The following is a 16,366-nucleotide window of genomic DNA, read 5'->3' as shown; positions in this document are numbered from 1 at the left end:
GTAATGCCAGGTGACAACGTAGAGTTGACAGTGGAATTAATGGAGCCGGTAGCTATAGAGGAGCAAATGAGATTTGCTATCAGAGAAGGTGGTAGAACTGTTGGTGCCGGTGTAGTTACTAAAATAATTGAGTAAGGGGAATATAAATGGCAAGGGAAATAATTACTCTGGCTTGCACTGAGTGCAAAAGAAAGAATTACACAACAACTAAAAATAAGAGAAAACATACAGAAAGACTTGAGCTTAGAAAATATTGCAAATTTTGCAAAAAGCATACTATTCACAGAGAAATAAAATAAACTAAAAGGGGCAGTAGCTCAGTTGGTAGAGCACGGGACTCCAAATCCCGCGGTCGAGGGTTCGAGTCCTTCCTGCCCCGCTTTTGATTTATGGAGAAAAGATGAAAATTAGTGAATTGCCTCAGTTTTTTAAAGAAGTTCAAGAAGAGTTAAAAAAGGTAACCTGGCCATCTAAAGAGCTGGTTAAAAATGCAACTATTGGGGTTATAGTTTTTACTTTACTGGTTTCCTTATATTTGTGGGGATTGGATTTAATATTTTCAAGAATTTTTGATTACCTTTACAAATAAAATGAGGTAAATAGATGTCTGAAGAAAGGAAAAATCAAGAAGAAATAAAAGAAGAAAGCCAGCAGGAAAAACAAGAAGATAAGAAGAAATGGTATGCCCTTTATACCCAGTCTAATTTAGAGATAAGGGCAAAAGAAAACCTTCTAAGAATGCTTGAGCTTAATAATATGAAAGACCTTGTTGAAAAGGTTCTTGTTCCTGCTGAAGAAAAAGTCGTAATTAAATCCATGGGGAAAGAAAGATACAGGCTGTCTCTGAAAGGTGCAAATAGAGAAATAGAGGTAATGGGTAAAAAAGGTATAACTAAATTCAAAATAGAAGATGGTAAAGTTAGGGTTATTGAAAGTGTAGAAGGCGATGAGCAGTGTGTTCAGCACAGTCCTATATATAAACCCGGACAGAAAATCCAATGTAAAGAAAATAAAACAGAAGCAAAAATCATACTTGAAAATAAAATATTCCCAGGATATCTACTGATTAAAGCTGAGCTTAATGATGACCTTATAGATTTAATAAAGAAAACTCCATATATTATAGGATTTGTAAGTGCAGGAGGAGTTCCTGTTCCACTTGATGAAAAGGACATACAAAAAGTTCTTGGACAGATAGAAAAAGGAGCTCCAAAAGTTAAGAAATTACTATTCCAAAAAGGAGACCAGGTAAGAGTTATAGAAGGTCCATTTATGAACTTTACAGGAACTGTAGAAGAGGTTATCCCAGACAAAGAAAAATTAATAGTTTCTATATCAATATTTGGAAGGTCTACACCGGTTGAACTTGAGTTCTCTCAGGTAGAGAAGATATAAGTTCAAGCGGTTTAGCTTAAAGAACTCAAGGAGGTGTAATTTTTATGGCTAAGAAAGTAGTAGGAACAATTGAGCTGATGATACCAGCTCAACAAGCATCACCATCACCACCTGTTGGTCCTGCTCTGGGTCAGCATGGTGTAAACATTATGGAGTTTGTTAAGAGCTTTAATGCTGCAACTGCAGAAATGAAGCCGGGGACAATAGTTCCGGTTGTAATTACTGTTTACTCTGACAGGTCTTTTACATTTATTCTCAAAACTCCACCAGCATCTTATCTACTTAAAGAAGCTGCAGGAATTAAAAAAGGTGCTTCTGACCCAAAAAGAGAAAAGGTCGGGAAAGTTACCAAAGAGCAGCTTAGAGAAATAGCAGAAATTAAACTGAAAGACCTGAACACAGAGGATATCAATCAGGCAATGAAAATTATTGCAGGAACTGCCCGTTCAATGGGAATTGAAGTTGAAGGATTGGAGGCATAGCCATGGCAAAAAGAGGAAAGAAATATCTGAAGGCTTTAGAACTTGTAGATAAAAATAAAGCGTATACAGTTGAAGAAGCTGTTGAGCTTCTCAAAAAAATGGAAGAAGTTCTCCAAAGAAAATTTGATGAGACTGTTGAACTGGTTTTTAGACTTGGAGTTGACCCAAGATATGCAGACCAGATGGTTAGAGGTTCAGTGGTTCTTCCACATGGACTCGGTAAAGAGCTTAAAGTTCTGGTTATAACCCAGGGTGAAAAAGTAAAAGAGGCTGAAGAAGCCGGTGCTGATTATGTTGGCGGAGAAGATATGATAAATAAAATATTAAATGAGAACTGGCTGGACTTTGATGTTGTGATTGCTACTCCTGATATGATGCCAAAAGTTGCAAAATTAGGTAGAATACTTGGTCCAAGAGGACTTATGCCAAACCCAAAAGTTGGAACAGTTACACAAAACGTGGCAAAAGCTGTAGAAGAAGCTAAAAAAGGTAGAGTTGAATTTAAAGTAGATAAAACAGGAAATCTTCATGTTCCTATTGGAAAAATATCTTTTGATAATCAAAAACTTGTTGAAAATGCCCTTGAAGTTATCGATACAGTTCAAAAACTTAGACCATCCGGTCTTAAAGGACAATACATTAGAAATATGGCTATGAAAACAACAATGAGCCCATCTGTTAGACTTGATGTTGCTTCAGTATTAAAATCACTTGAAGCAAAAGCAGCTTAATTTGGAGGAATAGAAAATGTCAGCAACAGAAGTTAGAAAAGCTATACAGAAAAAGCAGCAGTTAGTAAATGAAGTAAAAGAGAAAATAGATAGAGCAAAATTAATGGTTGTTTTTGATTTTACAGGTATTGATGCCAATTCTATGGCAGATTTTAGAAAAGAGATTAGAAAGAAAGATGCAGAAATTAAGGTAATAAAAAATTCTATTCTTTACAGGGCTTGCAACGGAACAGAACTTTATGATAAAATTGATATTTTCCAGGGGCCTTCTGCTGTAATATTTGCTTATGAAGATATAGTTACAGCTGCAAAGGCTCTCAAGGAATTTTTAAAGAATAATGAAAGTGCTAAAGTTAAAGCTGGACTGGTTGAAGGTGCATTTGCTACACCTGAAAAGATTGATGAACTTGCTTCACTACCAAGCAGAGAAGAACTGCTGGCACAGCTGTTTGCTACAATGATGGCACCGGTTACAAACTTTGTGCGTGTGCTTAATGCTGTTCCGCAAAAAGCGGTTATGGTATTAAACGCAATTAAAGAAGAAAAAGAAAAACAAGGCTAATAAAAATTTGAAAAAATTTAAGGAGGTTTAAATACTATGGCAACAATCTCAAAGGAAGAAATCAAAGAAGCTATCAAAAACATGACTGTTTTAGAGCTTGCTGAGCTCGTTAAAGAATTAGAAGAAGAGTTCGGGGTATCTGCTGCTGCAATGGTAGCTGCTGCTCCAGCTGCAGGTGGTGCTGCTGCAGGTGCTGCTGCAGAAGAAAAAACTGAATTTGATGTAATTCTCCAAAGCCCAGGAGACAAAAAGATTAACGTTATTAAAGTTGTTAGAGAAATCACAGGTCTTGGGCTCAAAGAAGCTAAAGAACTGGTTGATAACGCTCCAAAACCAATCAAAGAAGGAGTTTCTAAAGAAGAAGCAGAACAAATCAAAGCTAAACTTGAAGAGGCAGGTGCTTCTGTCGAGATTAAGTAAGTTGATTTTCTGCAGAGCTGAATTCAGTTTATAGATATAAAGGCAGGCCATTAATGGAGTGGTCTGCCTTTATTCATTTTTATACAAAAATTGAATAAGTAAAATAACATAAAAGGTGGTGTAGTATGAGGAATATAGAAAAATTGCCTTTCAACCCATTAAGAAAAAGTTTGTCCAGAAGAAAAGAAGTATTACAACCCCCTGATTTATTACATGTTCAGAAAAACTCATTTGAAGATTTTATCCAATTCCATAAAAACCCTTATGAAAGAGCAGATAAAGGACTGCACGGAATATTTAAAAGCTCTTTCCCTTTTGAGGACCCAAACGGCCAGATAACAATAAATTATATTGCTTATGAAATAGGTGATTGGGAATGTGGAAAGTGCAGGAAATCTGTTAAAGATGATAATGAACATGTAGGTGGTCCTGGAGTTCCATGTCCATATTGTGGTGGGGTTTTAATATACAAAGAGAAAAATAGTATAGAAGAATGTAAATATAAAGGTCTTACATATAGCGCTCCATTAAGGGTTTTACTTGAGCTTGTTATAAATGAAGTAAATCCTGAAACTGGAGAAATAACCCCTAAAACTATTAAAAAACAAAAAGTATACTTTGGTGATGTTCCATTACTTACAGACCATGCTTATTTTGTAATAAATGGTTCAGAAAGGGTTGTAGTTTCACAGCTTATCAGGTCTTCAGGTATTTTCTTTGAAGCAAAAGAAGATAAAACAAAAGATATCTTAACAAGAATCATATATAAAGGTTCTGTAATTCCTGAAAAAGGATCTAGACTGGAATTTGAACATGCAACAAATGTTGAGATATTCAACGCTAAAATAGACAGGAGAAAACTCCTTGGAACAACTATTTTAAGGGCTTTTGGCCTTGATACAGCTTATAAAATCCTTAAAAAGTTCTACTCTGAAGTAAAAAGATTTGAAGTTAAAGATGGTGAAATATTAGATGAAAAAGGTGTTTCTGTATTACCTGAAGAGCTTGTAGAACAACTACAAAATGATGAAATATTTATTACTTACACCACCGAAGACAAAGATGAAAAGGGCAATCTAATTACAGTTAGAAAAGAGGTTGCTGTTGAACCTGAACATCTGGACAAATATCTAAATGATGACAGAATTAATATAGAAGAGATTGTTGCTATCTCCCCACTTGTGTTTAGAAAATCCCCATATGGAAATATAATCATCGAGACCCTCAAAAAAGACCAGCCACAGATTAATGCTAACTTTACTTTCAGGGATGCTGCAAGGGTTGATATTTATAGGAAGATGAGACCTACAGATACTGCTGTGATGGACCCTAAAGCATTCCTGAGAAGAGCAAATGAACTGTTTGAAAATATATTCTATGACCCACAAAGATATGACCTTTCTAAAGTTGGTAGAGTTAAATTAAATGCAAAAATACACGAAATCCCGGAAAGTATAAAACCATTAGATCTTGATACTTTATTGGAAAACTATCCACCACTTGCACTGGCTGAAGATGTAAAAATAGGAAGAGAAAAGATACCTGCCGGAACAAAAATAGATGAGGCACTTATAGAAAAACTTAAATCTAAAAAATTCAAAGAGATAAAAGTTCAGCCATACCTTGATGATGAAGCAAGGTTTATCCTTCTCCCTGATGTGATTGGTATTGTTAAATATCTTCTTGAGCTTAGACTTGGAAAGAAAGAACTTGATGACATAGCACACCTTGGAAACAGAAGGGTAAGACCTGTAGGAGAACTTCTTGAAAACCAAACAAGACTTGGTCTTGTTAGAATGAATAAAGCTTTCAGGGACAGGGTTGCAACTGTAGATATAGAAGACCCTAACCTGAAAGCAGCTGATATGATCAACCCAAGATATGTAACAGGTTCAATTCTTGAGTTCCTGAAAGGTGGACAGCTTTCACAATTTATGGATCAGGCTAACCCACTTGCTGAACTTACACACAAAAGAAGGCTTTCTGCATTAGGTCCAGGAGGTCTTACAAGGGATAGTGCGAAATTTGAAATCAGAGACGTTCACCCAACCCACTATGGAAGGGTATGTCCTATCGAAACACCAGAAGGACAGAACATCGGTCTTATTTCCTCAATGACAGTATATGCAACAATAAATGAGTTTGGATTCCTCGTTTCACCGTATAGAAAGGTTAAAAATGGTGTTGTTACAGATGAGATAGAATACCTTGCTGCTTATGATGAAGAAAAATATGTTATAGCACAGGCTAACGCTCCAATAGATGAAAAAGGAAGATTTATCAACGATAGAGTTCTTGCAAGGGCTAAAGGAGATATCAGACTGGTATCACCAGAAGAAGTTGATTATATGGACGTATCTCCTAAACAGGTTGTTTCTGTATCTGCTTCTTTAATCCCGTTCCTTGAGCATGACGATGCTAACAGGGCTCTTATGGGTTCTAACATGCAACGTCAGGCTGTTCCACTGCTGAAAACGGAATATCCACTTGTTGGAACAGGAATGGAAAAAATAGTAGCAGAACACTCAGGAGCAGCTGTTATTGCCAAAAGAGGTGGAGTTGTTGAATCTGTTTCAGGAGACAGAATTGTTATCAGTGTTAATCCTGAAGAAATTAATGAGGATGACCCACTGGATATAGGACTTGATGTATATGAACTTATGAAATTCAAAGGTTCTAACCAGGCAACCTGTATGAATCAAAGACCTCTTGTTAGAAAAGGTGATACAGTAGTTGCCGGTTCAGTAATAGCAGACGGAACCTCAACATATAAAGGCGAACTTTCCCTTGGTAAAAACGTTCTTGTGGCATTTATGCCATGGAGAGGATATAACTTTGAGGATGCTATTGTTATTTCAGAAAGACTTGTTAAAGATGATGTATTTACATCAATTCATATAGAAGAATTTACTTGCGAAGCAAGGGAAACAAAACTTGGACCAGAAGAGATTACCAGAAATATTGTTGGTGTAAATGAAAAAGCACTTGCAAACCTTGATGAACACGGAATTGTTAGAGTTGGTGCCTATGTAAAACCTGGAGATATTCTTGTTGGAAAAGTGACTCCAAAAGGCGAAACACAACCAACCCCAGAGGAAAAACTACTCCTTGCTATATTTGGTGAGAAAGCAGCAGATGTTAAGGATTCATCCCTTAGAGTTCCTGCTGGAGTAGAGGGTATAGTTATTGATGTTCAGGTATTCGCCAGAAAGAAACCAGGAAAGAAAGAAAACAAATATATCCAACAACTTATAGATGAGGAAATTGCAAGACTTGATAAGGAACTTGAAGAGAAAAAGAAATTCATTACAGCAAGAAGGGATGAACTGGTAAAAGAGCTAATTATTGGTCAAAAAGTTCCAAGAGATATAAAGGTTGCAGGAAAGGTGATACTGAAAAAAGGTGAGGAAATCACCAAAGAAACAGCAGACAACGTTCTTAGATTTATAGTTGTTAACCCATCTGGATTTCTCTCAGATAAAAAGGTTATAGAAAAGGTTGAAAATATTGTAAACAAGGCAAAATTACAAATAGAGTTGTGGGAAAACATCTACGAAAAACAAAAACAACAAGCACAAAAAGGTGCAGACCTGAAGCCAGGAGTTAATGAGCTGGTAAAAGTTTACATAGCTCAAAAGCGTAAGATACAGGTTGGAGATAAAATGGCCGGTAGACACGGTAACAAAGGTGTTATCTCCGTTGTTCTGCCGGAAGAAGATATGCCATTTATGGAAGACGGAACTCCTGTTGATATAGTATTAAACCCACTTGGTGTTCCTTCACGTATGAACGTTGGACAGATACTTGAAACACACCTTGGACTTGCGGCTAAAAAACTTGGTGAAAAATTAGGAGAAGAGCTTAAGAAAATTACAAGCAAAGATGCAATTATCAAGAAAATTGTTGAGTATTACAAAATAGCAAGCAAAACAGGCGACAAGATAATTGATAAGTATAGAAATGAGGATATAAAAGAGCTTGAAAGATATCTGAAAACACTGGATGAAGACACACTTAAAGCAGTAGTAAAAGACCTGACAGAAATAGGTATTCCAGTTAGAACACCTGTATTTGAAGGTGCAACAGAGAAAGATATTAAAGAGATGCTTGAGGCTGCAGGATTTAAACCTAATGGAAAAATGAAGCTAATAGACGGTAGGACAGGGGAACCATTTGACCTGGAAGTAACAGCCGGATATATGTATATGCTTAAACTGATACACATGGTTGATGATAAAATTCACGCCCGTTCAACAGGTCCATACTCACTTATTACACAACAGCCACTCGGTGGTAGAGCACAGTTCGGTGGACAAAGATTTGGGGAAATGGAAGTATGGGCGCTGGAAGCACACGGAGCTGCATACTCACTTCAAGAAATGCTTACCGTTAAGTCTGACGACATAGAAGGAAGAAAAAGAGTCTATGAATCTATTGTTAAAGGTAAATACTACTACGACATAGGTGTTCCCGAATCATTCAAAGTTCTGGTAAGGGAACTTAAAGCACTGGCGCTGGATGTTGAATGTAAGCTGGAAGACGGCCAACAACAAGCCTGTGATACAGTTGATATAGTTTCAAAAAGCAAGAAAAAAGAGCTTTAATAAGGGGCTATAAGCCCCTCCTTTTAAACTTTTAAAGGAGGTTTACAACCTTGATAGAAGAAAACAAAGCAAAAGGCTTGATGCCATTTGAGAGCATAAGACTTTCTCTTGCTTCACCTGAAAAAATAAGAGAATGGTCTCACGGTGAAGTTAAGAAACCAGAAACATTAAACTACAGGACTTTAAAACCAGAAAAAGATGGTCTGTTTTGTGCAAAAATATTCGGTCCTGTAAAGGATTACGAATGTTTATGTGGTAAATACAAAAAGAAAAAATATGAAGGAACAATATGTGATAGATGTGGTGTTGAGGTTACAAGGTCTGATGTTAGAAGGGAAAGATTTGGTCATATTGAACTTGCATCACCTGTTGCTCATATCTGGTATTTAAAATCAACACCTTCAAAAATCGGTAATCTCCTTGGTCTTACATCAAGGGATATAGAAAGGGTTATATACTTTGAATCTTACCTTATTGTTGAACATCCTGATGAAGAGGAAGAAGAAGCATTTGAAAATGACCCAAACACAATTCCTTTAATGGATGGGGCTTTAACTAAATATGTGAAGTTATATGTAAAATCTGAGGAAGAGTTTAGAGAAGCTTATGAGTATGAGCACTCAGAAAAATATGAATACGGAATGGGTGCTGAAAAAGTAAAAGATATCCTCTCAAGACTTGACCTGGAAGCCTATGCAGCCAAACTCAGAAAAGAGATGAAAGCCTATGCTATAGGCTTTGATGAACTTGGCCCTGAATTCAAGCAAACACAGGAAAGACTTTATAAAAAAGTAATAACAGAAATTGCAAGAAGGTTTGCAGAAGCTGGAATAAAATTTGGAGAAAAAATTCCTACAGATAAAGAAATAGATGCCGTTATATCAAAAGAATATTATCTGGTTATAGACCCTAAAGATACAAATCTGCAATTTGGACAACTTATCCATGAAGAAGAATATAAAGATCTCGTTGCCCAATACGGTGAAGATGGCTTTGTGGTAGATAGAGGACCTTCTGCACTTGAGAAACTTTACAAAATTTATAGAGAGAAAAATCCAGACATTCCTATTTTTGAAGTTATAAAAGATTCTGTAAGACAAACAATCCTCAAAGAAGTTGCAGAACAAAAACTGAAAAAATTAGTCAGAAGACTTAGACTTATTGAAGGATTTATCAAATCAGGAAATAGACCTGAATGGATGATTCTTGATGTAATTCCTGTTATCCCACCTGATTTAAGACCTCTTATTCCCCTTGATGGTGGAAGATTTGCAACTTCTGATCTTAATGACCTTTATAGAAGGGTGATTAACAGAAATAACAGACTTAAAAGACTGATTGAACTTGATGCGCCTGAAATTATTATCAGAAACGAAAAAAGAATGCTTCAAGAGGCTGTTGATGCCCTCATAGATAACGGAAGAAGAGGAAGAATTGTTACACAAAACAACAGACCACTTAAATCCCTTTCAGACTCTTTAAGAGGTAAGCAAGGTAGATTCAGACAAAACCTTTTAGGTAAAAGGGTTGACTACTCAGGACGTTCTGTTATCGTTGTAGGTCCTGAACTGGAAATGCACCAGTGTGGTTTACCGAAAATAATGGCACTTGAGTTATTCAAACCATTTGTATATAGAAGACTTGAAGAAAAAGGATATGCAACATCTATCAAAAACGCAAAAAGAATGGTTCAGGAAAAGGCACCTGAAGTTTGGGAGTGCCTTGAAGAAGTTGTAAAACAACATCCTGTTCTTCTTAATAGGGCGCCTACACTTCATAGAATGTCTGTTCAGGCATTCGAACCTGTTCTTGTGGAAGGAAAAGCTATAAAACTTCATCCACTTGTATGTCCTCCGTTCAACGCAGACTTTGACGGAGACCAGATGGCTGTTCACGTGCCTTTATCTGTAGAGGCACAAATAGAATCTTATGTCTTAATGCTTTCTACACAGAATATTCTTTCTCCTGCACATGGAAAACCAATTACAATGCCTTCTCAGGATATTATTCTGGGTGCTTACTACCTGACACAGATTATTGAAGGTTCAAAAGGAGAAGGAAAACTATTTGCAAATGAGGATGAAGCTATTCTTGCCTATGACCTTGGAAAAGTTGACCTCCTTGCAAAAATAAAAGTTAAAAAAGATGGAAAGATAGTTGAAACTTCTGTAGGAAGATTAATCCTTAATAGAGTATTCCCAGAAGGATTTAGATTTGTAAATGAACCCCTTGATAAGAAAAAAATCTCAGCAATTATCTCTGAGATATATGAACAATTCGGAAATGAGATAACAGCCCAGACACTTGATAGACTCAAAGAACTTGGATTTGAGTATGCTGCGAAAGCCGGTGTATCTATATCAGCAGATGACCTTGTTGTTCCTAAAAACAAATGGGAAATAATAAGAAAAGCAGAAGAAGAAGCACAAAAAGTATGGCAACAGTATGTTGACGGAATTATCACAAAAGGTGAAAGACACAACAAAATTATTGATATCTGGTCACAAACAACAAACGAAGTAACAAGACTGCTGTTTGAAGAACTTGAAAAGACAAAAAGAATTGAAAACGGTAAAGAATACCCAGGTATCTTTAACCCAATCTATATGATGGCATTATCCGGTGCGAGGGGTAACAAAGACCAGATTAGACAGCTTGCTGGTATGCGTGGTCTTATGGCTAAGCACTCAGGTGAATTTATTGAAACACCAATCAGGTCTAACTTTAAAGAAGGTCTAACAATTGTTGAATACTTCATTTCCACATACGGTGCGAGAAAAGGTCTTGCAGATACAGCATTAAAAACAGCTGTTGCTGGATACCTTACAAGAAGACTTGTTGATGTTGCACAGGATGTAATTATCACAAATGATGACTGTGGAACACTTAATGGTCTTGAAGTATCTGCAATCATAGAAGGTGGAGAAATTGTTGTATCCCTTAGAGACAGAATTGTCGGTAGATATGCAGCTGAGGATATTGTAGACCCATACACAAACGAAGTTATCGTAAATGCTGGTGAAGAGATAGATGAAGAAAAAGCACAGGCTATAGAAAATGCCGGAATAGAAACAGTCAAGATTAGGTCTGTTCTTACATGTGAACAGAAAAGGGGAGTATGTGCTAAATGTTATGGAAGAGATCTGTCACAGAAAAAACTGGTTGATATCGGAGAAGCTGTTGGAATTATCGCAGCTCAATCTATCGGTGAGCCTGGAACACAGCTTACAATGAGAACATTCCACATTGGTGGTGCTGCTACAGCACAAAAAGCACAAACAAAACATGAAGCTTCAGTTGAAGGTATAGTTAAACTCCTTAACGTCAAAACTGTTGTTGACCGTGAAGGAAAAACACTGGTTATAAACAGGGATGGTGCGATACAGATTGTTGATGAAGAAGGTAAAATCAAAGAAAGATTTCCTGCACCATATGGTGGTATTCTGAAAGTAAAAGATGGACAAAAGGTAAAACCTGGAGATGTTCTTGTAGAGTGGGATCCATTTGCTATACCAATAATTGCAGAAAAATCAGGAACACTGGAACTTAGAGACGTTATACTTGATGTAACAGTAAGGGAAGAAAGAGACAACATAACAGGAAAAACGATTATAGATATCTCCTTTATGAGACCAAAAGATGCTGTTCTCCATACCCCAAGGGCAGTTATTAAAGGAGATGATGGTAAAGAATATACTTATGACCTGCCTGTTAATACAATAATAATGCTTTCAAGAAATGACCTTGAAACACAATGGGACAAATGTCTTGCATGTTCTGAAGCTGAAGATGCAGACGTTTACCACAACTACCTGCAGGTAAAACCAGGATTTAAAGTTCAGGCAGGTGATATCATAGCTAAAATCCCAAGGGAAACAGCAAAAGTTAGAGATATCGTTGGTGGTCTTCCAAGAGTTGAAGAACTTCTTGAAGCAAGAGAACCTAAAAATAAAGCTATAGTTTCAGAGATAGACGGAATAGTTAGAATATATGAAGATGCAGACGATATAATCATTTACAACCCAATCACAGGTCAATCTCAGAAATATGATGTTCCAAAGGATGCACTTGTTCTGGTTAAAAACGGTCAACATGTTCAGGAAGGGCAGATGCTTACAGATGATGGCTCCATAAAAGCTGAGTTTGAAGGTGTAGTAAGACTTAAATCTAAAGGATACAAGGTTATCGTATTTAACAAAGAAACAGGTCTCCAGAAAGAATACTCAATTGCAAAAGGTAAATATATGATTGTTAAGGATGGTGAAGTCGTTAAAGCAGGTGATCCACTTACAGACGGAACACCTAACCCACATGATATTCTGAGAATTATGGGACCTGAAGAACTGGCTAAATTCCTTGTTAAAGAAGTCCAAATGGTTTACAGAATGCAGGGAGTTGAAATCAGTGATAAACACTTTGAGGTAATAATTAGACAGATACTCAGAAAAGTTAAGATTGTTGACCCAGGAGACTCCAGATTCCTCCTTAATGAAATAGTTGATAAAGTAGACCTTGAAGAAGAAGCACAGAGAATTGCAGAAGAAGGTGGAAGACCACCTAAAGCTGAACCTGTTCTGGTTGGTATTACAAAAGCTTCACTCTCAACAAAAAGCTGGATTTCTGCTGCATCATTCCAGGAAACAACAAGGGTTCTTGCTGATGCTGCAGTTGAAGGAAAAGAAGACCACCTTGAAGGGCTTAAAGAAAACGTTATTATCGGTAATATAGTTCCTGCAGGAACAGGAATTAAGCAGTATGCGGAAGTTGAGGCTATCATTCCTCAAGAAGAAATAGAAAAACTTTCAGAATAGATTTTAAAAGGGGGGAAATATTTCCCCTTTTCTTTATAAAATTCCCGTCTTACGCATAAGTATTTGACTTAAAGCTAATATTTTATTATAATGTTAGCTTGTCTTTATATTTTGAAGGAGGTATTAGTGTGCCAACGATAAACCAGCTTGTTAGAAAGGGAAGAAAGAAAGTTAAGAAAAAATCAAAAGCACCAGCGCTTGAAGGTAACCCTCAAAAAAGAGGGGTTTGTGTAAGGGTTTATACAACAACTCCTAAAAAGCCAAACTCTGCTTTAAGGAAAGTTGCGAGGGTAAGACTTTCCAATGGATATGAGGTTACATGCTACATCCCAGGAATTGGACATAACCTTCAGGAGCACTCAATTGTTTTAGTTAGAGGCGGAAGGGTAAAAGACCTACCAGGTGTTAGATATAAGATTATTAGAGGGGCACTTGATGCTGCAGGTGTTAAAGATAGAAGACAATCCCGTTCTAAATACGGAACAAAAAGACCAAAACAATAAAGTAAGAGGTAAGTAGAATGCCAAGGAAAGGACCAGTAAAACCAAGAGAAATAATGCCAGACCCAATTTATAAAGATGTTCTGGTTCACAAATTAATAAATAAAGTAATGAAAGACGGTAAAAAATCAGTTGCAGAAAAAATAGTTTACACAGCAATGAAAATCCTTGAAGAAAGAACAGGAGAAGATGCTTTAACGGCACTCCACAAAGCAATTGAAAATATAAAACCTGTTTTAGAAGTTAGACCAAGAAGGGTTGGTGGTTCTACATATCAGGTTCCAATGGAAGTGCCACCAAGAAGACAGATATCCCTTGCTTTAAGATGGCTTGTTGAGGCAGCCAGAAACAGAAGCGGAAAAGGAAATTATACAATGATTGAAAAGCTTGCAAATGAACTTTATGACGCTTATAACAACAGAGGAGCTGCTGTTAAGAAGAAAGAAGATACACACAGAATGGCAGAAGCAAACAAAGCATTTGCCCATTATAGATGGTAATTAAATCAAAATTGAAAATTTAATCAAAATTAATAAATTTATGAACCTTAATCAAAAGAATTTGGAGGAAAAAAGAGAATGGCAAGGCAAGTGCCAATTGAAAAATTAAGAAACATAGGTATTGTTGCTCACATTGACGCAGGTAAAACAACAACAACAGAAAGAATCCTGTTCTATACAGGTAAGACATATAAAATTGGTGAGGTGCACGAAGGTGCAGCCACCATGGACTGGATGGAACAGGAAAAGGAAAGAGGTATTACAATCACCTCTGCTACAACAGCTGCATACTGGAAAGGATATCAGCTGAACATAATTGATACACCAGGTCACGTTGACTTTGGTGTTGAAGTTGTTCGTTCTATGAAAGCCCTTGATGGTATTGTATTTGTTTTCTCCTCTGTTGAAGCAGTTCAGCCACAATCTGAAGCAAACTGGAGATGGGCTGATAAATTTAAGGTTCCAAGAATTGCCTTCGTTAACAAAATGGACAGGGTTGGAGCAGATTTCTTCAAAGTTTATGAAGATATGATTGAAAAATTAGGTGCAAGACCCGTTCCAATCCAGGTTCCAATTGGAAAAGAAGATAATTTTGAAGGTGTGGTAGACCTCTTTGAAATGAAAGCTTATATCTGGAGAGGAGATGAGCTTGGTGCTAAATACGACGTAACAGATGAAATACCGGAAGATGTCAGACCTGTAGCTGAAGAATGGCGTGAAAAAATGATTGAAGCCATCGTTGAGACAGATGAAGAGTTAATGGAAAAATATCTTGAAGGTGAAGAAATCTCTGTAGATGAACTCAAGAAAGCATTAAGAAAAGCTACAATAAATCTTGAACTTGTTCCAATGCTTTGCGGTTCTGCATTTAAAAATAAAGGTGTTCAGCCATTACTTGATGCTGTTATAGATTTCCTTCCTTCTCCAGTTGATGTTCCACCTGTTAAAGGTGTAAATCCACAAACTGGAGAAGAAGAAGAAAGACATGCATCTGATGATGAACCATTCTGTGCCCTTGCATTCAAAGTTATGGCAGATCCTTATGCAGGTCAGCTGACATACTTTAGAGTTTACTCAGGATATGTAAAAGCCGGAGATACAATTCTAATTGCAAACAAAAACAAAAAGGTTAGAGTTGGTAGAATTCTCAGAATGCACGCTAACCAGAGAGAAGAGATTACAGAAGTTTATGCAGGTGATATTGCTGCTGCTGTTGGACTTGACACAGTGACAGGTGATACATTATCAGACCCTAACCATCCAATAGTTCTTGAATCCATGGAATTCCCAGAGCCTGTTATTGCTATGGCTATTGAGCCAAAAACAAAATCTGACCAAGAAAAACTTTCTCAGGTTTTAAATAAATTTATGAAAGAAGACCCGACATTTAAGGTGACTGTTGACCCAGAAACTAACCAGACACTTATACACGGAATGGGTGAGCTTCACCTTGAGATTATGGTCGATAGAATGAAAAGAGAATATGGTATAGAAGTTAATGTAGGTAAACCACAGGTTGCATATAAGGAAACTATCAAGAAAAAAGCTGTTGGTGAAGGTAAGTTTATCAGACAGTCTGGTGGTAGAGGTCAATACGGTCACGCAATTATTGAGATTGAACCACTCGAAGGAAAAGATTATGAATTTGTAGATAAAATTGTCGGTGGTGTAATTCCAAAAGAATACATTCCAGCAGTTGATGCTGGTATTCAAGAAGCTATGCAAAATGGTGTCGTTGCCGGATACCCAATGATTGGAGTGAAAGCCACACTGTTTGATGGTTCATTCCACGAAGTTGACTCTTCTGAAATTGCTTTCAAAATCGCAGGTTCTATGGCATTTAGAGAAGCAGCTAAAAAAGCAAATCCTGTTCTCCTTGAACCTATAATGCTCGTTGAAGTTGACACTCCTGAGGAATACATGGGAGATGTTATGGGTGACCTGTCTAAAAGAAGAGGTAAAATACTTGGATCTGAGAAGAAAGGAACAACAATGACAATCAGAGCGGAAGTTCCTCTTGCTGAGATGTTCGGTTATGCAACAGACCTCAGGTCTTTAACACAAGGTAGGGCTACATTCTCTATGGTATTTGAAAAATATGAAGAAGTTCCTAAAAATATCGCCGATGAAATAGCCGGCGAAAGAGCTAAAGCTACAAGCTAAAAAATTAAGAAAATTTAAGGAGGTAAATAAAGAAGATGGCGAGAGAAAAATTTGAGAGGAAGAAAGAGCATGTAAACGTAGGGACAATAGGGCACGTAGACCACGGGAAGACAACATTAACAGCGGCTATAACATACGTTCTATCAAAGAAAGGATTAGCAGAATTTATAGGATACGGAGATATTGACAAAGCACCAG

At 36.9% G+C, this 16,366-nt stretch carries 13 protein-coding genes, 1 tRNA gene and 1 pseudogene; all 15 read left to right on the top strand.

Annotation, left to right across the window (positions count from 1 at the left end):
- Window positions 1-135 (top strand): annotated as a pseudogene (gene tuf, locus MVE07_RS09900) (elongation factor Tu); the annotation flags it as partial.
- An 11-nt stretch (window positions 136-146) separates the two neighbouring features.
- The gene (gene rpmG / locus MVE07_RS09895; RefSeq protein ID WP_029520200.1) at window positions 147-299 is read left to right on the top strand and encodes a 50S ribosomal protein L33; all 153 of its coding nucleotides are present in this window, start codon (window positions 147-149) and stop codon (window positions 297-299) included.
- A 7-nt stretch (window positions 300-306) separates the two neighbouring features.
- A tRNA-Trp gene (locus tag MVE07_RS09890) sits at window positions 307-379 on the top strand.
- 21 nt (window positions 380-400) lie between these two features.
- The gene (gene secE / locus MVE07_RS09885; protein WP_297457053.1) at window positions 401-589 is read left to right on the top strand and encodes a preprotein translocase subunit SecE; all 189 of its coding nucleotides are present in this window, start codon (window positions 401-403) and stop codon (window positions 587-589) included.
- 14 nt (window positions 590-603) lie between these two features.
- Window positions 604-1,395, top strand: a complete 792-nt coding sequence (nusG, locus tag MVE07_RS09880; RefSeq protein WP_297457050.1) for a transcription termination/antitermination protein NusG — start codon at window positions 604-606, stop codon at window positions 1,393-1,395.
- 44 nt (window positions 1,396-1,439) lie between these two features.
- Window positions 1,440-1,877, top strand: coding sequence for a 50S ribosomal protein L11 (rplK, locus tag MVE07_RS09875; protein WP_029520197.1), 438 nt, complete (start codon window positions 1,440-1,442; stop codon window positions 1,875-1,877).
- A gap of 2 nt (window positions 1,878-1,879) precedes the next feature.
- Complete coding sequence (gene rplA, locus MVE07_RS09870; RefSeq protein WP_297457046.1) at window positions 1,880-2,608, top strand: 50S ribosomal protein L1; 729 nt, start codon at window positions 1,880-1,882, stop codon at window positions 2,606-2,608.
- 16 nt (window positions 2,609-2,624) lie between these two features.
- A complete protein-coding gene (rplJ, locus tag MVE07_RS09865; RefSeq protein ID WP_297457043.1) occupies window positions 2,625-3,170 on the top strand; it encodes a 50S ribosomal protein L10 in 546 nt (181 codons plus the stop codon).
- A gap of 36 nt (window positions 3,171-3,206) precedes the next feature.
- Window positions 3,207-3,590, top strand: coding sequence for a 50S ribosomal protein L7/L12 (rplL, locus tag MVE07_RS09860; RefSeq protein ID WP_297457040.1), 384 nt, complete (start codon window positions 3,207-3,209; stop codon window positions 3,588-3,590).
- Between the two features lie 125 nt (window positions 3,591-3,715).
- Window positions 3,716-8,194: a DNA-directed RNA polymerase subunit beta gene (locus MVE07_RS09855; RefSeq protein ID WP_297457037.1), complete on the top strand. Its 4,479-nt coding sequence runs from the start codon at window positions 3,716-3,718 to the stop codon at window positions 8,192-8,194.
- An 80-nt stretch (window positions 8,195-8,274) separates the two neighbouring features.
- Window positions 8,275-13,005 carry a DNA-directed RNA polymerase subunit beta' gene (gene rpoC, locus MVE07_RS09850; protein ID WP_297457059.1) on the top strand — a complete coding sequence of 1,577 codons (4,731 nt, stop codon included), beginning with the start codon at window positions 8,275-8,277 and terminating at the stop codon, window positions 13,003-13,005.
- A gap of 128 nt (window positions 13,006-13,133) precedes the next feature.
- Window positions 13,134-13,508 (top strand): 30S ribosomal protein S12, encoded by a 375-nt coding sequence (gene rpsL, locus MVE07_RS09845; protein WP_029520191.1) that lies wholly within the window; start codon window positions 13,134-13,136, stop codon window positions 13,506-13,508.
- A gap of 17 nt (window positions 13,509-13,525) precedes the next feature.
- Window positions 13,526-14,005 carry a 30S ribosomal protein S7 gene (gene rpsG, locus MVE07_RS09840; protein WP_029523387.1) on the top strand — a complete coding sequence of 160 codons (480 nt, stop codon included), beginning with the start codon at window positions 13,526-13,528 and terminating at the stop codon, window positions 14,003-14,005.
- A gap of 78 nt (window positions 14,006-14,083) precedes the next feature.
- Window positions 14,084-16,168, top strand: coding sequence for an elongation factor G (fusA, locus tag MVE07_RS09835; protein WP_297457031.1), 2,085 nt, complete (start codon window positions 14,084-14,086; stop codon window positions 16,166-16,168).
- A 35-nt stretch (window positions 16,169-16,203) separates the two neighbouring features.
- Window positions 16,204-16,366, top strand: a 163-nt coding sequence (locus tag MVE07_RS09830) for a GTP-binding protein (RefSeq protein WP_297457056.1), incomplete at its 3' end; no start/stop codon positions are given.

The organism is Persephonella sp., from assembly GCF_027023985.1.
Classification (GTDB): domain Bacteria; phylum Aquificota; class Aquificia; order Aquificales; family Hydrogenothermaceae; genus Persephonella_A.
The sequence above is the reverse complement of the archived record's forward strand: the minus strand, read 5'-3'. Positions and strand labels throughout refer to the sequence as shown.